We start from the raw sequence: 22,383 nt of genomic DNA on the forward strand, positions 1-22,383 counted from the left end.
GATGGAGGCCATGGTGGTCAAGCAGCCGCAGCCCGTGACGATTGCCTTCGACGTGATGGGGACGGACCATGGGCCCGCGGAGGTGGTGCGCGGCGCCGCGCAGCTCTCCCTGGACTCACCGCACATCCATGCGTTGCTGGTGGGGGACCGCACCCTCATCGACAACGCGCTCGCGGAGACGAAGCACAACGGCGAGCGCATCTCCGTCCAGCACGCCTCGGACTTCGTGGGCATGGACGAGAAGCCCGGCGAGGCGCTGGCGCGCAAGCCCAACGCCTCGGTGGCGGTGGCGGCCCGGCTCGTCGCCGAGGGCGAGGCGCAGGCGCTGGTGTCCGCGGGCAACACGGGCGCGGGCGTGCTCGCGTGCGCGCGTCACTTCCAGCTCATCCCCGGGGTGCGCCGCGCGGCGCTCGCCACGGTGTACCCCACGCGCTCGGTGCGCGGCGCGAAGGAGGACCCGTTCTCCCTCATCCTCGACGTGGGCGCGACGGTGGAGGCCACCGCGGATGACCTGGTGACGTTCGCCGTCATGGGCTCGAACTACGCGCGCATCATCTCCCGCAACGAGCGGCCCAAGGTGGCGCTCCTGTCCAACGGCGTGGAGCCCCAGAAGGGCCCGCCCCGGGTGGTGGAGGCGCACGCGCGGCTGTCGGAGATGAAGGACATCCACTTCATCGGCAACGTGGAGGGCATCGACATCCCGAAGGGCACCGCGGACGTCATCGTCACGGACGGCTTCGTGGGCAACGTGTGCCTGAAGATGCTGGAGGGCGTGCACGAGACCGTGGTGGAGCTGGCCCAGTACGCCTACAAGGAGAGCCTGCGCTGGCGCGCGGGCCTGGCCATGCTGTCCAGCGGCATCCAGCGCATCAAGGACATCACCGACTGGAACCAGTACGGGGGCGCGCCCATCCTCGGGTTCGACCGCATCTTCATCAAGGCGCACGGGCGCTCCAAGGCGCACGCCATCGCCAACGCGGGCAAGGTGGCCGCCAAGGTGGTGGCCAACAACCTGGGCAACGCCATCCGGGAAGGCCTCCAGAAGTGAGTCTGCCGGACCGTATCGATCCGCGGCCTCCGCGGCGCATCTACCGCTGGGACCTGGACAAGACGTACCTCCAGACCGACTTCGACTCGCTCCGCGACCTGCTGCGCACCGCGTTCCAGAAGGCGCACGAGAAGGTCGCCGTCCCGGGGGCGAGCGCGCTCATCCGCGAGCTGTCGGAGAGCGGCGACTCGCGGCTGTGCATCGTCTCCGGCAGCCCCAAGCAGATGCGCGCGGTGCTGGAGGAGAAGCTCAAGCTGGACGGCGTGCGCTGGGACGAGTTCGTCCTCAAGGACAACGTGGGCAACCTCCTGCGCGGCCGCTTCCGGGCCCTGCGCGGGCAGGTGGGCTACAAGCTGCCGGCGATTCTCGAGAGCCGGGTGAAGGCGCCCGCGGAGGCGGAGGAGGTCCTCTTCGGGGACGACGCGGAGGCGGACGCGTTCATCTACTCGCTCTTCGCGGACCTCATCGCGGGGCGCGTGGACGAGCGGGTGCTGTCCCAGGTGCTGGAGGCGGGCGGGGTGTACCCGGACGACGCGGAGCGGGTGCGCGCGGCGTGGAAGCAGATTCCGGTGGCGGACCCGGTGCGGCGCATCTTCATCCACCTGGACAAGCTGACGCCGCCCGCGCACTTCACGCCCTACGGGCCGCGCGTGGTGCCCATCTTCAACTACTTCCAGGCGGCCCTGGTGCTGCTGGCGGACGGCCACCTGTCCGCGCCCCAGGTGCTGAAAATCGCCGTGGAGATGGTGCAGACGGCCGGGCACAACATCATCACCCTCTCCAACTCCTTCCAGGACCTCTTGCGCCGGGGCCTGCCGCTGCAGCAGGCGGCGGTGGCGCTGTCCCAGGCGCTGGAGGGGCCCAACAAGCTCCTGGCCGCCATGCGTCCGATGCCGGACATCCTGTCCGCCTTCAGCAAGCGGCTGGCCGCCCTGGGGACCCCGCCGCCCCCGCCGCCGGTGCAGGCGGTGGACTACGTGTCCCTCATCCACCACGCGCTGCCCCGCAACCACAAGGGGCGCACCCGGCCCTCACCTGGTGGGTAGGGCCGCCCGGGTTGCCCGCCCGCCCTCTGTCCAGGGGGCCGGGCGCCCGGTGCTTGGGACGTTTCCAGAACGTTTCGGTCCGTACCAGTGTTGATACCCAGGCAGAGTCCGTGGGCGGGCCTCGGGCCAGGGGCCGGTGTCCGGCTCCCAGGTCGATACTCGTGGCGGACCCTATTGACGGCCTGGAGCGAACTGGAACCGGATGTCCTTCGACGCTGCTTCGAATGCGCGGATGAGCCCCTTCTCGCCGGACGAGCGGAGGGTGGGGCACTGTCACTCCACCTGCCCGGTGGGCTCGCTGAAAGGGCGCTACTCCCTCCCGGGGCGGATGCGCTATAGACGGCTGCCCCTGAAGCGCCCCATGCGGGGTGTCCAAGGCGATGACGCGAGTTTTGACTGAACCGCCGCCTGCCGGCGGTCCACTGCCACCTGCGCCCGATTTCGACGCGCGCGAGGTTGCCTCCTTCGAGGCGGCAGTGGGCTCCAGGCGCGGCGACCAAGAGGTTTCCTACATGTCTTCCAATCTGGAGCTGACGGCGGCCCCCTCGGAACAGGCGACCGCCCCCGAGAACGAGGCCACTGCTTCAGCCCCTTCCGAGGTCGAGTCCCCATCCCCCCTGCTGGCCCAGTCGGCCCCCACCGCCCGCGCGCCGGAGCCCCCGTCGGAGGACGAGGCGGACGACGACGAGGATGACGACGACGAGGCGGACGCGCTCGACGACACGGGCCTGGGCGCCGTCGAGGAGGTGCTCGCCGCCGCCGAGGCGCAGGACGCGGCCGAGGCCGCCGCCGACGAAGAGGTGGAGCAGGTGCCCACCGTGCTCGAGCCCGAGCCCGAGCCGACCCCCTACGAGCGCGAGCTGCACGCGCCCCACGTGCGCTCCACCGGCGAGCCGGCGGAGATCGACCCGGACGAGCTGGATCCGGACGCGCTCAAGGTGGTGCTGCGGCTGCATCAGCACGGGCACCAGGCGTACCTGGTGGGCGGCTGCGTGCGCGATCTGCTCCTGGGCCGCAAGCCCAAGGACTTCGACGTGGCCACCAGCGCGCACCCGAACGAGGTGCGCGCCATCTTCCGCAACTGCCGGCTCATCGGCCGGCGCTTCCGGCTGGCGCACGTCTACTTCAAGGGTGGGAAGATCATCGAGGTCTCCACCTTCCGCGCGAACCCCACGGAGCTGGAGGCCGCCTCGCCGGCCGCGCCGGAGGACGAGGGCGACAACGGCGGGGATGACCTGCTCATCACCCACGACAACGTCTTCGGCACCGCGCAGCAGGACGCGCGCCGCCGCGACTTCACCATCAACGGCCTGTTCTACGACGTGAGCGAGGGGCGGGTCATCGACTACGTCCGCGGCCGGCGTGATTTGGACGAGCGCTTCATCCGCACCATCGGCGACCCCGAGGTGCGCATGCGCGAGGACCCGGTGCGAATCCTCCGCGCCGTGCGCTTCGCGGCGAAGCTGGACCTGGACATCGAGTCGCGCACGTACGCGGCGATGGAGGGCGCGGTGGAGGACCTGCCGCGCTGCGCGCCCGCGCGCCTGTTGGAGGAGACCTTCCGCCTCATCCGCGGCGGGGTGTCCGCGCCCGCGCTCAAGCTGCTGGACGCGCTCGACGCGCTGAAGCTGCTGTTGCCGCCCGTCAACGCGTACCTCAAGCAGCACGGCAAGGAGGGCGAGAAGACCTTCTACGCCTTCGCCCAGGCGCTGGACCGCCGGGTGGCCGCGGGCGAGCCGCTCGACGACGCCATCCTCCTGGCCGCGCTGCTGGTGCCCATCAGCCACTCCGGGCCTCCGGCCGAGCCGCAGGATGGGGGCCGTCCGTCGGTGTCGCAGGTGGTGGAGGAGCTGCTCGCGGGCTTCGTGCAGTCGGCCCGGCTGCCGCGCCGCATCGCCGAGCGCTGCCGCATGCTGCTGCTCGCCCAGCGCACGCTGTCGGGGGAGCGCCGTCGCAAGAGCGCGGCCTTCCGTCGGCACCCGCTGTTCGGCGAGGCGCTCACCGTGTTCGAGATGTCGGTGGAGGCGACCGGCGAGGGCCGTGAGCAGCTGGAGGCGTGGAAGGCCGGCGAGGTGCCGCCGCCGCGCGCCGAGTCCTCGGAGGGCGAGGGTGGCTCGGAGCCTGGTGGTCAGCGCAAGCGCCGCCGCCGTCGTCGTCGCCGTCGTTCCTCCGGTGAAGGGGCCGCCTCGGCGGGTTCTTCCGGCTCGGGCGCCGGCGAGGCGTGAGCATCCAGGCGCCGCCGCGCGCGGACGTGTCCCGTGCGCGCGTCTACGGCGGGTTGGTGCTGGGCGTCGTGGCCGTGTCCTGGGCCGCGCCGCTCATCCGCTTCGCCGAGGCCCCGTCGCTGGCCATCTCCGCGTGGCGCCTCACCTTCGCCGCGGCGCCGCTCCTGGCGCTGGCGTTGGTGCGAGGGCGCTCGGAGCTGGCGTCCTTCTCCGTGCGCACGTGGGGTTGGCTCCTGGTGTCGGGGCTCGCGCTGGCGCTGCACTTCGCGACGTGGATTGCGTCGCTCCAGTACACCACCGTGGCCAGCTCCGTGGCGCTCGTCACCACGCAGCCGGTGTGGGTGACGCTGTTCGCGTGGCTCGCGCTGTCGGAGCGCGTGGGCTCGCGGGGCGTGGCGGCGCTGGTGCTGTGCCTGTCGGGCAGCGTGCTCATCGGCGCGCGGGACTTCGCGGCCGGCGGCACGGCGCTGTGGGGGGATTTGCTCGCCGTGGCCGGGGCCATCCTGGCGGCGGTGTACTTCGTCGTGGGCCGCCGCGTGCGCGAGTCCATGTCGCTGGGCACGTACGTGGGCGTCGTCTACGCGGTGGCGGCGGCGGCGCTGATGCTGGCGCACGGCTTCGTCGACTCGCCGCTGACGGGCTTCTCGTCGCGCACGTGGTGGGTGTTGCTGGGGCTGGCGCTGGTGCCGCAGCTCATCGGCCACTCGCTGCTCAACGCCTCCGTGCGCCACCTGTCCGCGCCCTTCGTGGCGGTGGCGTCGCTGGGGGAGCCCGTGCTGTCCACGCTGTGGGCGGTGCCGCTGCTCGGCGAGACGCCGGACTGGGTGCAGCTCGTGGGGGGAGGGCTCGCGCTGGTGGGCGTGCTGGTGATGTCGCGGGACGAGGCCGCGCGGCAGCCGCCTCCTCCGGACATGGTGCCCGCGGCGGACTGAGGCGAGGCCTCAGCGCTTCGGGGGCGTCTTGTCCACGGGGCGCTCGGAGCGGTGCGCGTCGTCGCTCGGGGCGTCGCTGCCCGCGATGTCCGCCATGGTGATGGCCTTGCTGCCGAAGCGCTCCGCGATGCGGTCCATCGCCGCGTTGAGCTTGGCGGTGCGCGGCGGCGCGGCCGGGAAGAGGCCCAGCTGCGGTGGGGCCTCGTCGAGCTGCACGCTCACCCCGGTGAGGCGGATGGGCTTGCCCTCGTGCGCGCGCTCCAGCAGCTCCAGCGCCGCGCGGTAGAGCGTCTGTCCATCATCCGTGACCTCGCGCAGCGTGGTGCGGCGGGTGAGCAGGGTGAAGTCGGACAGCTTCAGCTTGAGCTGCACCACGCGCCCCTGCACGCCCGCGCGCCTCAGTCGCCGCGCCACCCGCAGGGCCTGCGCGTGGATGTGTGGCTTCAAGGCCTCCACGCCGACGAGGTCCTCCTCGAAGGTGTCCTCGGCGCCCACGCTCTTGGCGGCGCGGTCCGGCACGACGTCGCGCGCGTCGATGCCCTGGGCCAGCTCCCACAGGTGCCGGCCGCTGGTGCCCAGCCGCTGCTCCAGCCAGGCCACGTCCTTCGTGGACACGTCGCCGATGGTCTTCAGCCCCGCGCGCTGGAGCGCCTCCTCCGTCTTGGGCCCCACGCCCCACAGCCGCGACACCGGCAGCCCCGCGAGGAAGGCCACCGTCTCCTCGGCGCGCACCTCCCGCTGGCCGTTGGGCTTGGCCAGGTCGGAGGCGATCTTCGCCACGAACTTCACCGTGGCGATGCCCGCGGAGGAGGGCAGCTGGAGCTCGTCCGCGATGTCCTTGCGGATGCGCCGCGCGATGTCCGAGGGCGCGCCGAACAGGCCCACCGAGGCGGTGACGTCCAGGAAGGCCTCGTCCAGCGACAAGGGCTCGATGAGCGGCGTGTAGCGCTCGAAGATGGCGAAGACCTGCTCGCTGGCCTCCGCGTACGCGGGGAAGCGAGGCTTCACCACGATGGCGTGCGGCGCGGCCTTCACCGCGCGGGCCATGGGCATGGCGCTGCGCACGCCGAAGGGCCTGACTTCGTAGGACGCGGCGACGACGACGCCCCGCTGCGCATGCCCGCCCACGATGAGCGGTTTGCCCTTCAGGGCCGGGTTGTCCCGCTGCTCCACGGACGCATAGAAAGCGTCCATGTCCACGTGGATGATGGCTCTCATTGCAGGAGCCACTCTACCGGCTCTGTCTGACGTTTCCGGACTCGTAGGACGCTCCAGGTCAGGGGCGCTCGCTGTCGAGCATGTGCATCTGCTCGGCCCCATACCGCTCGCCGGTGAAAGCCACCAGAGACTCGAGGGCGGAGACGTCCTCACGGGACAGCGGACGTGCCAGGGCGGCGAGCGCGTCCTCGACCTGGGCGACGCGCCGGGCGCCGATGATGGGGACGAAGCCGGGCTGACGCGCGAGGACCCAGGCGATGGCGAGCTGTGCGGGCGACAGGTCCCGCTCCTGGGCGAAGCGATGCAGCGCCTGCACCGAGGCCTCGTTCGTCGCGCGGTGCTCGCCGCTGAAGCGGGGCAGGTGCGCGCGGAAGTCTCCCGCGCCGGTGGGCTTGCTGCCGGTGAGCAGGCCGCGCGAGAGGACGCCGTAGAGCGTGGCGCCCACGCCCAGCTCCCTGAGCGCGGGGAAGAGGTTCGCCTCCGGGCCTCGGCTGGCGAGCGAGTACTCGAGCTGCACGTCGACGATGGGATGCACGCGCTGGGCGCGCCGCACCGTCTCCGCGCCGACCTCCGACAGGGCGATGTGCCGCACGTAGCCGGCCTTCACCAGCTCGGCGATGGCGCCGACGGTCTCCTCGATGGGGACGTTCGGGTCCAGGCGGGCGGGCCGGTAGATGTCGATGACGTCCACGCCCAGGCGCTTGAGTGAGTAGGCGGCGAAGTTCTTCACGGCCACGGGGCGCAGGTCCATGCCGCCCCAGCTGCCGTCCGGTCCACGCATCGCGCCGAACTTGACGGAGAGCTGCACCTTCTCGCGGCGTCCGGCGATGGCGCGGCCCACGAGCAGCTCGTTGTGGCCCATGCCGTAGAAGTCCCCGGTGTCGAGCAGCGTCACGCCGCGCTCCAGGGCCGCGTGGATGGTGCGGAGGCTCTCCGCTTCATCCGCCGCTCCGTACATCCCGGACATGCCCATGCAGCCCAGTCCGAGCCGGAAGACCTCCGGTCCCGTGCTCCCCAGCTTCACCGTGTGCTTCGTGTCCATGTGCGCCTCCTGGTTCGTTGCGACACGGCAAAGGTGAGGCATCGCCATGATTCAATCCAATCAATAGGATGGATTCCTCACATGAACGCCCTCTATGAGAAGTCGCTCGACCTCAACCTTCTCCGAGTCTTCGTCGTGGTGGCGGAGGCGGGCAGTGTCACGGCGGCGGCCGCTCGGCTGTACCTCACCCAGCCGGCGGTGAGCGCGGCGCTCCGGCGGCTGACGGAGGCCGTGGGAACTCCCTTGTTCGTGCGCAGTGGACGGGGACTGGCGTTGAGCGCGCGGGGCCGGAAGCTGCTCGCCACGGCGAGGCCCCACCTGGAGGCACTGGTGGAGGCGGCCTTATCCCCGGCGGCGTTCGACCCCGGCACGAGCGAGCGCACCGTGCGCCTGGGGCTCTCCGACGCGAGCGAGGCGTGGCTGCTCCCCCGGCTGCTGGCGGTCCTCGCGCGCGAGGCGCCGAGGATGCGGCTGGTGGTGCTGCCCGCGCAGTTCCGGAACGTGGGGGCGCTGTTGAGCACGTCCGCGGTGGACGTGGCGATGACGGTGGCGGACGAGCTGCCGCCGAACATCCGCAGGCTGAAGCTCTTCCACGAGGGCTTCGTCTGTCTCTACGACCCACGCCACGCTCGGCCCGGCAAGCGCTTCACGCTGGAGCGCTACCTGGAGCACGAGCACGTCATCGTCTCGTACAACGGCGACTTGCGCGGCGTGGTGGAGGACGCGCTGGGACTCCAGCGCAAGGTGCGCGTGTCGATTCCCTCGTTCCACGGGGTGGGGGAGCTGGTGGAGGGGAGCGCGCTGCTGGCCACGGTGCCGGGGAGGGTGGCGCGCCAGGTGGTGGCGTTGCGCCCGGCGCTGCGGACGGTGAAGCTTCCCTTCTCGGTGGAGGGCTCGCCCCTGGAGCTGTTCTGGCGCGTCACGTCCGAGGACGACGAGGCCCTGCGCTTCATCCGCGAACACGTGGTCCGGATTGCCCGGAGCCAGGGGCCCTCGACCTGAGCGGTTCTGCTATGACTTCGCGTCGCTCCCCGGTGGACCCCCGCCCACCGACGGAGCGCCCCGCATGACGCCCTTTCGACTGGTCATCTTCGACTTCGACGGCACCCTGGCGGACTCGCTGCCGTGGTTCCGCTCCATCTTGAACGACGTGGCCGACCGCTTCGGGTTCAAGCGCCTGTCGCCCGAGGAGCTGGAGGCGCTCCGGGGGCTGTCCGGCCACGACATCCTGGCGAAGGCGAAGGTGCCCCTGTGGCGGCTGCCCTCCATCGTCAACCACATGCGCAAGGAGAAGCTGGCGGCCGCTTCGTCGACGCCGCTGTTCCCCGGGGTGCCGGAGCTGCTCGCGGACCTGCAGGCCGCGGGCGTCACGGTGGCCATCATCAGCTCCGACAGCGAGGCCTCCGTGCGCGCGGTGCTGGGGGAGTGCACCCGGGCCGTGGCGCACTTCGACTGTGGCGCCGCCCTCTTCGGGAAGGCCGCCAAGTTCCGCCGCATGGTGAAGCGCGTGAAGGTCAGCCCCGGGGAGGTCCTCTCCGTGGGCGACGAGATTCGCGACCTCGACGCGGCCCGGGAGGCGGGCATCCCCGCGGCGGCGGTGGCGTGGGGCTACACGCTGCCGGAGGCGCTGGCCCGGCACTCGCCGGACCGGCTGTTCCGCACCCTGGACGAGCTGCGCGCCGCGCTCCTGGGCTGAAACACACGGGCGGTGGGGCGGCCCGCGGGGCCCGCCCTCCGCTCGGGGATTGCGCCGGTCAGCTGCGCTGCGCGTAGAACTCGACGATGAACGGCTCGTTCACGTCGACGGGGATCTCCTCGCGCTCGGGCAGGCGCACGTAGCGCACGCCTTCGCCGTCGCCGAGCACCTGCACGTAGGGCGGCACGTTGCGGCCCTTCATGCGCTCGAACGACTCCCGGACGATGGCCAGCTTCAGGTGCGCGGCGTGGTACTTCACCTCGCTGCCCGGCTTGACGCGGAAGCTGGGGATGTCCGTCGCGGCGCCGTTGACCTGGAAGTAGCCGTGGCGCACGAACTGGCGCGCCTGGCGGATGCTGGTGGCCAGCCCCGCGCGCAGGATGAGCGAGTCCAGCCGGCTCTCGAGCAGCTGCAGCAGCACCGTGCCCGTGTTGCCGGGCGAGCGGCGCGCCTCCATGAACGCGCGCCGGCACTGCTTCTCCAGGAGGCCGTAGTAGAGCTTCAGCTTCTGCTTCTCACGCAGGCGGCGCGCGAAGTCGCTGTTGCCCATGCGCGCCGTGGCGCCGTGCTGGCCGGGCGGGTAGGGCCTGCGCAGCACCGGGTCCTTGTCCGGATCCTTCGCGGTGATTCGCGACAGGGGAATCCCCAGTCGCCGGCACATCTTGCCCCTTGGTCCCAAGTCACGCGCCACGTCGTGTCCTCCACGTCCGGCCCGATGCTGTCAGGCTCAGTTGATTTTGATAATCAGTATCAATATCAAGATCAGTACCGTGAAACCGGTCCGTGGGTCAAGGGGGGGGCGTGGACTCCGTGTGTGGGGCGCTTCGCGGAGGATGTGGAGGGGAGGGCGTGCGGCGTGGGGCGTGGCGGGTTGGGCGGTGGTGCCGGCGGATTCGCCGAGGTTGGCGGGTGGCGCCGTGGTTGCGGTTGACCCGGTCTTGATGCGGGCTGCCGCGAGATGTGTCTGCCTTTGTAGAGGTTTTCGAGGACAGCGGACGGGTGGTCCGTCGAGACACCGTGTCTTGCGATTTGCGTGGGGTTGGTCATTCTTGACGCGGGGGGGTCGGAACGGGTTGCAGCGGCCTGTGTTGTGAGGGGTTGCGGGAAGGGCATAGAGTCGCGGTCCTCCCTTTCCCGGAGAGACTCAAGAAATGACTGTCTTCAAGAAGCTTGTCTGGGCTTGCGCCGTCGTGTCCCTGTCCGCCTGTGGTGGTCCCGAGCAGTCCTCGCCCGAGGAGTCGTTGGGCGCGCGTGAGGACGCGCTGACGACCAGCTCCTTCGGGGGCTGCAGCTTCACCATCTCCTCGGCGGTGATTCCCGGGGAGCTGCCTCCGCGCTACGCCATCACCCTGACGCGCGCCGCGTCCGGCACGTGTCCCTACGCGGCGGGCAGCGTGGAGCTGGGTCGCTCCTACAACACGCCGCACATCGCCGTGCTGGGCACGGGCGTGGGGCTGGCGACGGCCTACTCGACGAAGGGCTCCCCGAGCGGCAGTGCCAACACGCAGTGCCGCGTCAATCACATCGACGTGGCGACGCTCGGGAAGGTGCGCGACGACACCATCGTGGTGAACTTCGGCGCGGGCAACGTCAATGTCTGCAACCTGGACAAGACGGACGCCGGCGCCACGCTGGTGGTCTACGGGACGAAGACGGGCCCGCTCCCGGGGGAGACGGGCAGCGGCAGCAACTACGTGGCCACGTACTACAACTACTTCACCAGCACGACGCCGCCCGTCTACTACGCCTACTGACGCAGGAGGTGGGCCCGCGGGGTGTCTGGCTCCGTGGGCCCGCATGGGCAGGACACACTCAGGGTGTGTTGGGGTAGAGGGGCCGTACCCCCCGAAAAACAGTCCCTGGAGGCACGAATGCAGGCTGGAAGGTTCGTCAGCGGTGCGTTGCTTGCGGTGGGGTTGATGCTGGCGGGTTGTGGTGGCCCCTTGGAGGAAGACCTCGGGGAGCAGGAGTCCACGTCACGTGAGGGCCTGGTTCCCGACTGCAGCATCACGTCGGCGGGGACCGTCTATTACACCTCCTCGACGCGCTTGCGCATCGTGGGCTACCGGGGATGCGGTTGTGGCTCCTGGACGAGCTGGGGCACGACCTCGACCTACTCCCAGTCCACGAATGCCTGCATCCCGCCGGTCAGCATCCCGGAAGACTGAGGAAGCGCGTGTGAGTCGAAGGCGGTCCGTCCGGTGATTCCTGGGCGGGCCGTTGTCGTGTTGCTCAACCCGAAGCCTGTTGGAGAGTCGAATGAAGGCGAGCGTCATCTGGGGTGGGCTGTTGCCCGATACGCTCGTGTTCGATTGTCTCTGAGCCCGTAGCGGCGTGTCAGCGGGCCGCGAGCAGGACGCCGTTGTCGTCGGGGTCCTGCTCCGCGTGGTGCAATGAATAGCGCTGGGTGTCGACGTCCGCCCATTCGTTGTAGCCGTGGAGCCAATCGCGCAAGCCGGAGATGAAGCCCTGGAGTTGTCTGCTCGCCCCTTGCTCCAGCTGGTTTGCCCGCTGTTGGAACAGAAGCATTTCCTCGCGGACCTTTCGGGCGGTGAAGTCGACGCCCTCCTGGAGCGTATGTCCTCGGGCAACGTGGAGGCTGACCATGTTCCGCACCTGGCTTGGGTGCAGCGTCTCCACGGCCATGCTGTGGATGTCATTGTTCCAGATGATGGTGTTGATGGTGTGGTGGATGAGTCGCTGGACGCCGAACTGATGGTACTCGGCGGCGGAGACCTTCCCGGCGTTCGCCGCATCGCACAAGGCGAGGCAGGGCAACACGCCGCCGACGTATCGGCGGAGCGCCTCATAAGAGCGTTGGGCCAAGGGCTCCTTCATGATGTTGCATAGAATCTGGAGTCCTGCGGCGGAGCCCCACAGCCGAATCCCGTGAGCGAAGCGCTCGAAGTGCTCTGGGTCGAGCCGTGCTCGCATCCGCTGGCAGATACCCAGGAACGCCATCTCTCCGAAGCGAGGTGTCGCGGACGCGTGGTCGAAATCGATGATGTCCAGAATCGCCGTGAGATTGGGGAGTGTCTCCTGAGCGACGGCGTCCACCCTGTCCACGAAGAGGTCGTCCACGATGAAGTACCAAAGGACGAAGTCCGTGAGGAGTTGCACCAGCTCGCGGTCCGCATGCGGATAGCAGCGGGCCATGAGCCAGCCGTACTTCCCCCGGGCGTGCCGGGCCAGCTGTTTCTCGGAGATGATGAGCCCCTGCGTCTGTGCCCAGCGCAGCGCCTCCTGATCAACGGCCTCGGCGAATGGCGCGCACGCGCCAGACCACGGAAAGGTGAAGGTGGGGTACTGGATGTGCTCCAGTTGAGCGGCGAGGTTCTCGTTCACGGTGTTCATCCTTTCGCACGTGACGTGCCGTCGCGGGGCCTCGTGAGTTCGTGCAGGACGGACGGACTGTTGGAATCCCGCTTCGCAGACCCTGCTTGCCCTCCAGGCCGCTTCAGCGACCCATTCGCAGGGACGCGGAAGGGGCGCGCGTGCGTTCCTGGAAAAGGGAGGGTTTGAGGCGGGGTGTCGTCAGTATGAGGATGGTTTGAATGATTCGCAATGTGTTGCATGCTTCTCGGGCGGAGCGAGGAGGCTGCGGGGAAGTCTGCTTCGTGCTGCGGGCCGGGGTGCTCCCCGCAGCGAAGCCTGGGGGGCTCGGCTATCGTGTGGCGCATGAAGACCCTGACCGAGTACCTGTGGTTCGAGACGAAGCAGCGCCGGGAGCTGGTGCGCCTGACGGACACCGTGGCCTCGCTGGTGCGCAAGAGCGGCATCCAGGAGGGAATGGTGCTGGTCTCCGCCATGCACATCACGGCGGGAGTCTTCGTCAACGACGACGAGTCCGGGCTGCACGAGGACATCTGGGAGTGGCTCCAGAAGCTCGCGCCCTTCGGACCGGATTATCGCCACCACGGGACGGGCGAGGACAATGGTGACGCGCACCTCAAGTCGATGCTCGTCCACCACCAGGTCATCATCCCCGTCACCGCGGGCAAGCTGGACCTGGGCCCGTGGCAGCAGGTCTTCTACGCGGAGTTCGATGGACAGCGGCGCAAGCGCGTCATCGTCAAGGTGATGGGCGAGTAGTGGGGGGGCCTGGTTGTCGCGCATCCGGTTGCGCAGCCCGGAGAAGATGCCTCTTGGCGCGCGGCTCCCGCGAGTCTCCGTTCTGAGCTGTATTCCATTGCGGGGACTGGGAGGACGCGCGCTCAACGACTACATTGCCTTCCCATGGACTCCGTGACTGCCAAGGCGTTGGGGCGCTACACCTTGGTGTCGAGATTGGGCAAGGGCGGCATGGCGGAGACGTGGCGTGCGCGTCTGGTGGGCGAGGCCGGCGTGACGAAGTCGGTGCTCATCAAGAAGGTGCTGCCCGAATACGCGCAGGATGAGGGTTTCCTCCAGATGTTCATCAGCGAGGCGCGCATCTCCGCCTCGCTCTCTCATGGCAACATCGCCCAGGTCTTCGACTTCGGTCAGGCGGACGGCGAGCACTTCCTGGCGATGGAGTTGGTGGATGGTCAGCCCCTCGACCGGATCCTCAAGCGTTCGCATCAGCCGGGACTGGCGTCCATCCCCATCGCCCAGGCGGTCTTCATCACGCTGGAGGTCTGTCGGGGGCTGCATTACGCGCACACCCGTGTGGACAATCGCGGCGTCAGCCTGGACCTGGTGCACCGCGACATCTCTCCCGAGAACATCCTGGTCAGCTACGAAGGGCAGGTGAAGATCGTCGACTTCGGTATCGCCAAGGCGCGGGAGCTGAGAGGCTTCAACACGGAGCCCGGCGTCGTGAAGGGCAAGTACCTCTTCTTCTCCCCGGAACAGGCGCGCGGAGAGGAGGTCGACGCTCGCACGGATGTCTGGGCGACCGGAGTCGTGCTCTATCAATTGCTGTGCGGTCGGCTTCCGCTCGAAGGGCCCTCGTACGTCGTCATGCACCAGCTCCAGGAGGGCCGGTTCCCGTCGCCGCGCTCTCTGCGGCCGGAGCTGCCAGTCGAGTTGGAGGAGATCCTCCAGAAGGCCCTCGCGGTGCATCGTGAGGAGCGCTTCGAGTCAGCGCATGCCTTCGCGGAAGCGCTCTCCGGCTTTCTCTATGCCACCACACCTCGCTTCTCCCCGATGTCCGTGGCGTGGCTCGTCCAGACGCTGTTCGCACGGGAGTTGCGTGAGGAGGGGCGCCCGCCCCAGGTTCCCGCCGCATTCAGCGAAGCGCTGGCCCGCCCCACATCTCCGCGAGCCATCAACACCGCGCCGGAGGCCTTGATGGAGACGGGGGCATCCACCCAGGCTCCTCGGGGTGTCCGACGTCTGTCGGGCATCGGGCTCGGCGCGGCCTGTCTGCTCCTGGGAGGGCTCGGGTTCGCGGTCTGGCGTCTGTCCGAACGAGCGCCAGCGTCCATGCCGGTGACGCCGACGGCGCCCATTCGCGTCGTGGAGGCTCGTCCTGTGAAGCCCCGGGCCACGGAGGCCCCCGTCGCGGAGGCGCCCGCGGTGCCGCTCCCCGCGGTCGCCCAGGCTTCCGTGGACTCGGAGGGCGAATACGCCAACCTCATCAAGCAGGCGAAGAGCGCCACGGTGGGCAATCGCTTCAAGTCCGCGGCCGCGAGCTACCGCAAGGCGCTGGGCCTCAAGCCCGACTCCACGGAGGCCAAGGCCGGACTGGGAATCGCCCTGACGAACGGCTTCGAGTCCGAGTCCGCCTTCCGCGAGGCCACGAAGCTGCTGGCGGACGTGGTCCGGGACGACGAGAAGAACGCCCGGGCCTGGCTGTCGCTCGGCATGGCGTACCAGTCCATCGGCAAGAACTCCGAGGCGGCACGGGCCTACAACCAGTACTTGAAGCTGGAGCCCTCCGGGGCCTCCGCCAATGAAGTCAGGGCGATGCTCAAGTCGCTGGGGAACTGACGCTCGCGTCGCCGTGCTCGCCACGCGGCAGCGGCAATCCCAGCCGCTCCAGCTCCGCGCGCAGCTCCGGGGGCAGGGGACTGGTCACATGCAGGGGCTTCTTCGTCACCGGATGCGACAGCCCCAGCGCCCGCGCGTGCAGGAAGAAGCGCCCCAGCTCCGGCGCCTCGCGCCCGCCATACAGCGTGTCCCCGACGATGGGCGCGCCGATGCCCGCCAGATGCGCGCGCACCTGGTGCAGCACGCCCGTGAGGATGCGCACCTCCACCACGCTGTGCTCTCCGGCGCGCGACAGCACCCGGAAGCGAGACACCGCCTCGCGCGCGTCCTCGGCACCGTACGGCGCGGGCTCCACCCGGTCCGGATGGCGCGGGTGGTGACGCAGCGGCAGCTCGATGTCGCCCTCGTCCACCAGCGGCCCCGTCACCAGCGCCAGATAGCGCTTGTCCACCGCGCGCTCACCAAACGCCTCGCGCACCGTGTTCCAGGCCGCTCTCGTGCGCGCCGCCACCACAACGCCCGACGTCTCCACGTCCAGCCGGTGGCACAGCCCGCCCTCGCGCGGGTCCACCGACGCCTGCGCGCACTCGGGGTAGCGCGCCACGAGCGCGTTGGCCACCGTGCCCGTCTCCCCCGACTGCAGCGGGTGCGAGGGCCGGCCCGCGGGCTTGTCCACGAACACCAGCTCCGCGTCCTCGTGCAGCACCGTGAGCGGGAAGTCCTGGTCCGGCACCGCCTCGCGCGTCTCCTCCTCGAGGACGACGGCCACGGCCTGGCCCTCCACCAACGTCAGGCCCTTCTTCGCCGCGCGGCCGTTCACCTTCACCGCGCCGGACTCGAAGAGTCGCTTGAGGCGGGCACGCGACAGGCTCAGCGCCTCGCCCACGAAGAGGTCCACGCGCTGGCCCGCCTTGTCGGCGGCCACCGTGAAGGTGTGAAGCTGGGAGGTGCTCACTCGGAAAGTGCCTCGTAGACTTCCTCGGCCGTCTGGAACCGGTCGTCCGGCTCCTTGCGGATGAGGCGGTGGGCCACCCGCGCGAACTGCGGGTCCCCATGAAGGTTCAACGCCAATACGGGCGGAGGCTCCGTCTCCAACACCTGCCGCCACAACTCGTGCGGCGTCTTCGCGTCGAAGGGGGGCCGCCCGCTCAGCAGCTCATAGAGGATGACGCCCAGGCTGTACAGGTCCGAGCGTCCATCCAGCGGCTCTCCGAGAATCTGCTCCGGCGCCATGTAGCGGTACGTGCCCACCATCTTGCCGGCCTCTGTAATCGCCACGTCGTCCGCGAGGAACTTCGCCAGGCCGAAGTCCATCAGCCGCACCTGCCGGTCCTCGTCCACCATGACGTTGGAGGGCTTGAGGTCGCGGTGCACCAGGCCGTGCCCGTGGATGTACGCCAGCGCCTCGCACAGCTGGAGCATGGTGTCCTTCAGCCGCCCCATGCGCTCGGGCCGGTTGAGGTCCTCCACGCGCGGCGCCCGGGCGTCGTCCGCGGGCTTGCGGGGCGCGGGGGCGGGCACGTCAAACCCCTCCAGCGAGTCGTCCGAGTCCAGCGCGTCCTGGTTGTCCTCCGCGCCGTAGCTGCGCAGATCCTCGCTCGGGGGCTCCTCGTTGAAGGCGTCCATGCTGAACAGGCCCTCGTGCCCCGAGCGCGAGTCCCCCGGCAGGTCCAGGTCCGAGTCGCTGCCCACCCCGAAGTCGTCGTCCGCCGTGCGCCGCACGGACAACAGGCTCCGGGGCGCGCTGGAGCTGCTGGGCGACAAGAGGTCGTCCCCGCGAATCTCCAGGTAGTGGCGCAGCGTGAGCCCCTCGATGAGCTCCATGGCCAGGTAGGGCCAGCCCTGGTGGACCCCCGCCTCGAAGACCTTCACCACGTTGGGGTGGGACAGGTCCGCCAGCGTCTCGAATTCGCGCGCGAGCCGCCGCGCCGCGCGCTCGTCCAGCGTCGGGCCGGCCGAGAGCAGCTTCAGGGCGACTTCGTCGTTGCTGCGGCGGTCCAGGGCCCGGTACACGGTGCCAGCCCCGCCGCTGCCGAGCGTCTCCAGGACGCGGTAGGGACCGATGAGCTTCGGGGGCATGCGTGGCGCGGATCCTACGGAGCCGGTCGCGCCAGGGCAAACTCGTTGACGCTCGGCTGCATGGTCCTGGGCAGAACACTCGGGGAGGGATTTCACTTTTCCAGGAAAACCTGGGAGAACCTTCAGCCCAATGCAAGTCGGGAAGTATCAACTCGTCCGGAAGCTTGCCTCGGGGGGCATGGCGGAGGTCTTCCTCGCGAAGGCCGCTGGCCCCATGGGGTTCGAGAAGACGCTCGTCTTGAAGCGCATCCTCCCGCATCTGGCGGAGGACCCCGCGTTCGTGGAGATGTTCCTGGGCGAGGCGCGGCTGGCCGCGCAGCTCGAGCACCCGAACATCGTTCAAATCTTCGACTTCGGCGAGGCGGACGGCAGCTACTTCCTGGCGATGGAGTTCATCGACGGGCCCACGTTGCGGCGGCTGGTGAAGCGCGCGTCGGAGCAGCCGTTGCCGCCGGTGGTGTGCGCGAAGCTGGTGGCGCAGGCGGCGGAGGGGCTGGCGTTCGCGCACGAGTTCAGTGACGCGGCGACGGGGGAGCCGTTGGGGCTCATCCACCGCGACGTGAGCCCGGACAACATCCTGGTGTCTCGGCAGGGCGCGGTGAAGGTGGTGGACTTCGGCGTGGCGAAGGTGGCGGGGCAGGGGCATCGCACGCAGACGGGCGTGGTGAAGGGGAAGGTGGCGTACATGCCGCCGGAGCAGCTGCGCGCCAGTCCCCTGGACCGCCGCGTGGATGTGTATGCGCTGGGGGTGGTGCTGTACGAGCTGCTCACGGGCAAGCGCCCGTTCGAGGCCACCACCGAGGCGAGCACGATGCAGGCCATCCTGTTCGAGCCCTTCGTGCCGGTGGAGGCGCGCCGGGCCGATGTGCCCGAGCCGCTTCGCAGGATTCTCGAGCTGGCGTTGATGAAGGAGCGCGACGCGCGCTATCCGGACTGCCGCGCGCTCCAGTCGGACCTGGAGCGCTATCTGCTGTCGTCGGGCGAGCCGGTGGGGGCGTACCAGCTCTCGCAGTTCGTGGCGAAGGTGATGGCGGAGGTCGGGGGCACGCCCGCCGCGGGGGTGGTGGCGCCCGTGGGCATGACGCCGCCGAAGCCCGCGAGCGCGCCCCGGTCGATGTCCGCGCCCGTGGAGGAGCGGCCGATGAAGACCACGCCGCTGCCGGCGGTGGTGGATTCGACGTCGCCGACCACGCCCATGCCGCTGTCGGTGCGCGGGGTGATGGGCGGCGAGGTGGCGCAGGCCCGGCCTGTTCCGGTGGAGGCGCGGGAGAAGGGGAAGCGGGGGAGCTCGCGGCATGCCTTGCCGGCGCAGGCGGGGATGGCGGGGCAGGTTCGTGGGGCGGATGACGGGTGGAAGGCCGCTTCGCTCGCGGGAGCCACGGACGTGGCCCAGGGCGCCGAGGCCGAGCGGGATGCGAATGACCGCGTGCGGACGGACGCGGGGGCGTCGGATGAGGACCACATCTCCACGGGGGTGCAGGTCTCCGCGCCCATGGGCCCGGGGCGTGGGTGGTTGCTCGGAGTCATGGCGGCGGGAGTGGTGCTCGTGGTGGGCGGCGGTCTGGTGCTGGCCACGCGCGAGGAGTCTCCGAAGTTCGTGAACCCGCCGCCGCTGCCGGTCGCGACGAAGCGCGAGTCGGTGACGGCGCCTGAGCGCGAGGGCGTGGCCCAGGTCGCGAAGTCACCCGAGGTGGCGGCCCCGGTGGTTCAGGCCCCCAATGGGCAGGAGGTTCTGCCCGAGCGTGCACACGTCGCTCCGCCCTCCGGCGCGCCTGCTGGGAATCCGGTGGAGGTCGTGAAGGGAACGGAGCCGGCGCAGGCAAAGCCTCCCAGGGTGGCTCAGGCGGGAGGAGCCAACGTGGAATTGCCGGCCGCCGTCGCTCCTCGGCCGGCGCAAGGGGCCGCGAGCCCCGTGGGGCAGAAGCCCTCGCAGATTCCCGTGTTCGAAGCGAAGCCCGCGGCCCGTGTGAAGCCTCCGGTGCGCGTGGGCAAGGGGACACTGGAGTTCCGCATCCGGCCCTATGCCGTCGTCACGCTGAATGACCAGGAATTGGGGCCGACGCCGTTCGCCCCCAAGGAAGTCCCGGCGGGAAAGCACCGCATCAAGCTGCACAACCCCGACCTCCAGAAGACACAACATGTCACCGTGGAGGTGGGGGCAGGGGAGACCAAGGTCATCAAGCACAACTTCGAAGCGGAGTAGGCTCACGCCGCTTCGAGGTCCTGGGGCCGCTCCGTCAGCACGAACCCGAAGGGACGCAGACGGTCGAGTCCTGCTCCGGGGAGCATTGGTATGTGCCCGCGCATTGGGTGTTGGCATCCAGGCACGCGGAGCCGAGGTTGGGGTAACCCTCGTCCTGGACGCTGTCGCAATTGTCGTCCTGGCCGTTGCACAGCTCGGGGGCGCCGGGGAAGACGGTGGCCAGGTCGTCCCGGCAGTCGGAGCCTCCGAAGTTCCTGGCGACGAACCCGTCATTGTCGGCATCCCGGCCATCGAGGGTCATGGACGCTGGGACCACCTGCCCGGGTCGCACGGTGACTCCCTGGTGGAAGACGCCGATCTGGACTCCGTCGCAGCGCTGTTCGAACGAGCGGACCGTGACGCCGATGTCGGAGGACCACGAGTCAGGAGGGAGGAACGCCACGCGGAGGTCCCTCGCCTGGCGCGCACGGAGGTCGGTCACATCCGCGATGAACTCCTTGTCACTCGCGGCGTCCCTCGCATGCAATCTCAGACAGCCTGGCGTGAAGCCGAGGAGCGCGGTGGAGACGGCCACCACTCGACAACCCGAGCCGTCGCCCAGCACCGCCTCGGTGGTGCCTACCTCGAACACTCGGGTCACATCGGGCTTCCTGTCGCAGTCCGAGTTGGGTTCGGAAAGGCTCGGCGCGGAGCAGGAAGAGGCGAGCAACAGGGACAGGATGGATGCACATCTCATGGCCGCGAGACCTCGTGACGTTCAGAAGGACGGGTGAGACTCCCCACGCGAGGGCACATGCGAGGCCCGCGCAACCGATGCCAGGAAGGTGCCCCTGGACCCGAATGACTGCTCATGTCCCTGCGAGGCTAACATACCTCCCAGCCCTCATCCCTCGCCGTGATGGTTTTCCAGGACCGCCTTGGCCAAGGCAATGAACCGCACCCGGAGCGCCCGGGGCTCGATGACCTCGAATCCCTGGCCCACCGCGCACAGCTGGTCCATCGCGATGGCCTCACGCTCGAAGTCGAGGGTGACTGTCTTTCGTCCGTGGGTAGCATCCCCCGCGTCGAACCGGACGCCATCCACCGGAGGGCGCATCCGCCGCAGCAGGCCTTCCGCCTCCGGCGTCAATCGCAGCGTCACCTCGTACTGTGCCCGCTTCTGCGCGAAGCGCGCGCACCACTCCTTCCAGAACGCGGGCAGGTCGAACCGCGCGGGGCGCTCGAAGGTCTCCGCACGCACCTTCACCCCGTCGATGCGCGAGCCCCGGTACACCCGAGTACCGGCCTCCGTCCCCGCGACCAGGTACCAACGGTCCGCCTTCAACACGAGCGCGTACGGCTCCACCTGTCGCCGGCCACGCTTCCCATCGAAGTCCCGGTACCTCAGCGACACCCGCCGGTTCTCCCACGCCGCCTCGCGCAGCTCCTCCAGATGGGGCACCGACTCCCGCTCCGCGAACCAACCCGATGCGTCCACGTGCAGCCGCTGCCGCGCGTACTCCAGCGCCGGCTGCTGCAACGCGGGCAGCGCCGCCGCCAGCTTCACCAACCCGCTGCGCAGCGGCGCGCTCAACCCGATATCCCCCAAGCCCCCCGGTGTCGCGCTCATCGCCGCCAGCGCGTGCAGCTCCGCGCGCGTCAGGCCCGTCAGCTGCGTCTTCCATCCCTCGAGCAGCGCCACGCCGCCCTCCGAGCCGCGCGTCGCGTAGACCGGCACGCCCGAGGCAGACAGGGCGTCGAGGTCTCGATGGATGGTCCGCGCGGAGACCTGGAGCTCACGCGCCAGCTCGCCCGCGGTCAGCTTCGGGCGGCTCTGCAACAGCATCATCAGGCTGACGAGTCGGTCGGCGCGCATCGGAAAGACCTCCGCCGTGAACGTTACGGAACCAACATGACAGAGGTTGTCATATTACCCCCCGTACGGTGCGCCCCATCGCCGGCCACCCCGGTCGGTCCGTAAGGAGACACCCCATGAAGAAGCCACTCGTAGGCCGCATCGCCCTGGTCGCCGGCGCCACCCGAGGCGCGGGCCGCGGAATCGCCACCCGACTGGGCGAGGCCGGCGCCACCGTCTACTGCACCGGCCGCAGCGTCCGGGGCCGTCCCGCCTCGGGCGACTCCCGCCCGGAGACCCTCGAGGAGACCGCCGAGCAGGTCACGGCGCTCGGTGGCCACGGCATCTCCGTGCGCTGCGACCACACCGTGGAGGAGGAGGTCATCTCCCTGTGCGAGCGCATCCAGCAGGAGCAGGGCCGCCTGGACATCCTGGTCAACGACATCTGGGGCTGCGACCGGCTCACCCACTTCGGCCAGCCCTTCTGGAAGCAGTCCATCCCGGACGCACGCACCATGCTGGAGCGCGCCGTGCTCACGCACGTCATCACCAGCCGCCACGCCGTCCCCCTCATGCTCCCGCGCAACCAGGGGCTCATCGTCGAAATCACCGACGGAGACCACTTCGCCTACCGGGGCCACGTCCTCTATGACGTGCTGAAGATGGCCGTCATCCGGCTCGCCTTCGCCATGTCCCGGGACTTGCGCCGCACGGGCCTCACCGCGCTCGCCGTGACGCCGGGCTTCCTGCGCTCCGAGGAGATGCTCGAGCACTTCGGCGTCACCGAGGCCAACTGGCGCGACGGCACGAAGGTGGACCCGGACTTCATCGCCTCCGAGACGCCCGCCTACGTGGGGCGCGCCGTCGCCGCGCTCGCCGCCGACCCCAACGTCGCCTCCAAGGCCGGCCGCGTCCACAGCTCCTGGGCCCTGGCCCGCGAGTACGGCTTCACCGATGTGGACGGCTCCCAGCCGCACTGGGTGGATCACTTCACTCGCACCCACGGGCTGCCTTACCCCGTCGCCGACGAGGCCCGGTACGCCACCTGGGGACAGAGTCCCATCGAGGCCCTCCGCCCGAACTGGCCCGAATCCTGAGCCCCCATCCCCGGGCTCGCGCACCTGTGCCCACATGCGCGCGAGCCCCG

The 22,383-nt window shown here is 69.8% G+C and carries 20 protein-coding genes; 12 read left to right on the plus strand and 8 right to left on the minus strand.

Annotated features, from left to right (window positions below; all coding sequences use genetic code 11):
• The first annotated feature begins 1 nt into the window (after nt 1).
• From plsX to AC6JA9_RS15645, 4 genes are all read left to right on the plus strand, one after another.
• Nucleotides 2-1,048: a phosphate acyltransferase PlsX gene (gene plsX, locus AC6JA9_RS15630; RefSeq protein ID WP_194869621.1), complete on the plus strand. Its 1,047-nt coding sequence runs from the start codon at nt 2-4 to the stop codon at nt 1,046-1,048.
• On the plus strand, nt 1,045-2,094 hold the full coding sequence (locus AC6JA9_RS15635; protein ID WP_046712794.1) for a phosphatase domain-containing protein: 1,050 nt from the start codon (nt 1,045-1,047) through the stop codon (nt 2,092-2,094). The genes plsX and AC6JA9_RS15635 overlap by 4 nt, the downstream gene beginning before the upstream one ends.
• 512 nt (nt 2,095-2,606) lie before the next feature.
• The gene (pcnB, locus tag AC6JA9_RS15640; protein ID WP_223746667.1) at nt 2,607-4,319 is read left to right on the plus strand and encodes a polynucleotide adenylyltransferase PcnB; all 1,713 of its coding nucleotides are present in this window, start codon (nt 2,607-2,609) and stop codon (nt 4,317-4,319) included.
• Nucleotides 4,316-5,251, plus strand: a complete 936-nt coding sequence (locus tag AC6JA9_RS15645; protein WP_497960030.1) for a DMT family transporter — start codon at nt 4,316-4,318, stop codon at nt 5,249-5,251. Before pcnB ends, AC6JA9_RS15645 begins: the two co-directional genes overlap by 4 nt.
• Before the next feature lie 9 nt (nt 5,252-5,260).
• On the opposite strand, the gene dinB is transcribed toward AC6JA9_RS15645, so the two are convergent.
• Together dinB and AC6JA9_RS15655 are read right to left on the minus strand one after the other, a co-directional pair.
• Nucleotides 5,261-6,469 (minus strand): DNA polymerase IV, encoded by a 1,209-nt coding sequence (gene dinB / locus AC6JA9_RS15650; RefSeq protein ID WP_223783067.1) that lies wholly within the window; start codon nt 6,467-6,469, stop codon nt 5,261-5,263.
• Between the two features lie 58 nt (nt 6,470-6,527).
• The gene (locus AC6JA9_RS15655; protein WP_223746670.1) at nt 6,528-7,511 is read right to left on the minus strand and encodes an aldo/keto reductase; all 984 of its coding nucleotides are present in this window, start codon (nt 7,509-7,511) and stop codon (nt 6,528-6,530) included.
• Between the two features lie 81 nt (nt 7,512-7,592).
• Between AC6JA9_RS15655 and AC6JA9_RS15660 the strand changes: the two genes are divergently transcribed.
• The gene (locus AC6JA9_RS15660) at nt 7,593-8,513 is read left to right on the plus strand and encodes a LysR family transcriptional regulator (protein WP_497960032.1); all 921 of its coding nucleotides are present in this window, start codon (nt 7,593-7,595) and stop codon (nt 8,511-8,513) included.
• A gap of 64 nt (nt 8,514-8,577) precedes the next feature.
• On the plus strand, nt 8,578-9,207 hold the full coding sequence (locus AC6JA9_RS15665; RefSeq protein ID WP_223783065.1) for an HAD hydrolase-like protein: 630 nt from the start codon (nt 8,578-8,580) through the stop codon (nt 9,205-9,207).
• 58 nt (nt 9,208-9,265) lie between these two features.
• Here the strand turns inward: AC6JA9_RS15665 and rpsD are convergent, their stop codons facing one another.
• On the minus strand, nt 9,266-9,898 hold the full coding sequence (gene rpsD, locus AC6JA9_RS15670; protein WP_223746673.1) for a 30S ribosomal protein S4: 633 nt from the start codon (nt 9,896-9,898) through the stop codon (nt 9,266-9,268).
• Between the two features lie 460 nt (nt 9,899-10,358).
• On the opposite strand from rpsD, the gene AC6JA9_RS15675 reads away from it, so the two are divergent.
• Both AC6JA9_RS15675 and AC6JA9_RS15680 read left to right on the plus strand, forming a co-directional pair.
• Complete coding sequence (locus AC6JA9_RS15675; protein WP_223746674.1) at nt 10,359-10,961, plus strand: hypothetical protein; 603 nt, start codon at nt 10,359-10,361, stop codon at nt 10,959-10,961.
• 117 nt (nt 10,962-11,078) lie between these two features.
• A complete protein-coding gene (locus AC6JA9_RS15680) occupies nt 11,079-11,375 on the plus strand; it encodes a hypothetical protein (RefSeq protein ID WP_223746675.1) in 297 nt (98 codons plus the stop codon).
• A gap of 169 nt (nt 11,376-11,544) precedes the next feature.
• On the opposite strand, the gene AC6JA9_RS15685 is transcribed toward AC6JA9_RS15680, so the two are convergent.
• Nucleotides 11,545-12,552: a terpene synthase family protein gene (locus AC6JA9_RS15685; protein WP_223783064.1), complete on the minus strand. Its 1,008-nt coding sequence runs from the start codon at nt 12,550-12,552 to the stop codon at nt 11,545-11,547.
• Nucleotides 12,553-12,885: 333 nt separating this feature from the next.
• Here AC6JA9_RS15685 and AC6JA9_RS15690 point away from each other — a divergent pair, with 333 nt between their 5' ends.
• The gene (locus tag AC6JA9_RS15690) at nt 12,886-13,299 is read left to right on the plus strand and encodes a secondary thiamine-phosphate synthase enzyme YjbQ (protein ID WP_223746677.1); all 414 of its coding nucleotides are present in this window, start codon (nt 12,886-12,888) and stop codon (nt 13,297-13,299) included.
• Between the two features lie 144 nt (nt 13,300-13,443).
• A complete protein-coding gene (locus tag AC6JA9_RS15695; protein WP_408890889.1) occupies nt 13,444-15,120 on the plus strand; it encodes a serine/threonine-protein kinase in 1,677 nt (558 codons plus the stop codon).
• Here AC6JA9_RS15695 and AC6JA9_RS15700 read toward each other — a convergent pair.
• Nucleotides 15,101-16,075, minus strand: a complete 975-nt coding sequence (locus AC6JA9_RS15700) for an RluA family pseudouridine synthase (protein ID WP_141332995.1) — start codon at nt 16,073-16,075, stop codon at nt 15,101-15,103. The genes AC6JA9_RS15695 and AC6JA9_RS15700 overlap by 20 nt on opposite strands.
• Nucleotides 16,072-17,199, minus strand: coding sequence for a serine/threonine-protein kinase (locus AC6JA9_RS15705; RefSeq protein ID WP_223746679.1), 1,128 nt, complete (start codon nt 17,197-17,199; stop codon nt 16,072-16,074). Before AC6JA9_RS15705 ends, AC6JA9_RS15700 begins: the two co-directional genes overlap by 4 nt.
• Nucleotides 17,200-17,329: 130 nt before the next feature.
• Between AC6JA9_RS15705 and AC6JA9_RS15710 the strand changes: the two genes are divergently transcribed.
• A complete protein-coding gene (locus AC6JA9_RS15710) occupies nt 17,330-19,402 on the plus strand; it encodes a serine/threonine protein kinase (protein ID WP_223783063.1) in 2,073 nt (690 codons plus the stop codon).
• Nucleotides 19,403-19,436: 34 nt separating this feature from the next.
• Here the strand turns inward: AC6JA9_RS15710 and AC6JA9_RS15715 are convergent, their stop codons facing one another.
• Nucleotides 19,437-20,042 (minus strand): putative metal-binding motif-containing protein, encoded by a 606-nt coding sequence (locus AC6JA9_RS15715; RefSeq protein ID WP_223746681.1) that lies wholly within the window; start codon nt 20,040-20,042, stop codon nt 19,437-19,439.
• A gap of 243 nt (nt 20,043-20,285) precedes the next feature.
• On the minus strand, nt 20,286-21,257 hold the full coding sequence (locus AC6JA9_RS15720) for a helix-turn-helix transcriptional regulator (RefSeq protein ID WP_497960033.1): 972 nt from the start codon (nt 21,255-21,257) through the stop codon (nt 20,286-20,288).
• A 116-nt stretch (nt 21,258-21,373) separates the two neighbouring features.
• Here AC6JA9_RS15720 and AC6JA9_RS15725 point away from each other — a divergent pair, with 116 nt between their 5' ends.
• Nucleotides 21,374-22,333, plus strand: coding sequence for an SDR family oxidoreductase (locus tag AC6JA9_RS15725; RefSeq protein ID WP_223783061.1), 960 nt, complete (start codon nt 21,374-21,376; stop codon nt 22,331-22,333).
• Nucleotides 22,334-22,383 lie beyond the last annotated feature (50 nt).

The sequence above is a fragment of the Myxococcus sp. MH1 genome, from assembly GCF_059738865.1.

Coding starts and splice junctions, on each gene's coding strand:
- AC6JA9_RS15660 (WP_497960032.1), top strand. CDS start 7,593: ATGAACGCCCTCTATGAGAAGTCGCTCGACCTCAACCTTCTCCGAGTC.
- AC6JA9_RS15690 (WP_223746677.1), top strand. CDS start 12,886: ATGAAGACCCTGACCGAGTACCTGTGGTTCGAGACGAAGCAGCGCCGG.
- plsX (WP_194869621.1), top strand. CDS start 2: ATGGAGGCCATGGTGGTCAAGCAGCCGCAGCCCGTGACGATTGCCTTC.
- pcnB (WP_223746667.1), top strand. CDS start 2,607: ATGTCTTCCAATCTGGAGCTGACGGCGGCCCCCTCGGAACAGGCGACC.
- AC6JA9_RS15725 (WP_223783061.1), top strand. CDS start 21,374: ATGAAGAAGCCACTCGTAGGCCGCATCGCCCTGGTCGCCGGCGCCACC.
- AC6JA9_RS15675 (WP_223746674.1), top strand. CDS start 10,359: ATGACTGTCTTCAAGAAGCTTGTCTGGGCTTGCGCCGTCGTGTCCCTG.
- AC6JA9_RS15680 (WP_223746675.1), top strand. CDS start 11,079: ATGCAGGCTGGAAGGTTCGTCAGCGGTGCGTTGCTTGCGGTGGGGTTG.
- dinB (WP_223783067.1), bottom strand. CDS start 6,469: ATGAGAGCCATCATCCACGTGGACATGGACGCTTTCTATGCGTCCGTG.
- AC6JA9_RS15665 (WP_223783065.1), top strand. CDS start 8,578: ATGACGCCCTTTCGACTGGTCATCTTCGACTTCGACGGCACCCTGGCG.
- AC6JA9_RS15720 (WP_497960033.1), bottom strand. CDS start 21,257: ATGCGCGCCGACCGACTCGTCAGCCTGATGATGCTGTTGCAGAGCCGC.
- AC6JA9_RS15705 (WP_223746679.1), bottom strand. CDS start 17,199: ATGCCCCCGAAGCTCATCGGTCCCTACCGCGTCCTGGAGACGCTCGGC.
- AC6JA9_RS15655 (WP_223746670.1), bottom strand. CDS start 7,511: ATGGACACGAAGCACACGGTGAAGCTGGGGAGCACGGGACCGGAGGTC.
- AC6JA9_RS15695 (WP_408890889.1), top strand. CDS start 13,444: ATGGACTCCGTGACTGCCAAGGCGTTGGGGCGCTACACCTTGGTGTCG.
- AC6JA9_RS15710 (WP_223783063.1), top strand. CDS start 17,330: ATGCAAGTCGGGAAGTATCAACTCGTCCGGAAGCTTGCCTCGGGGGGC.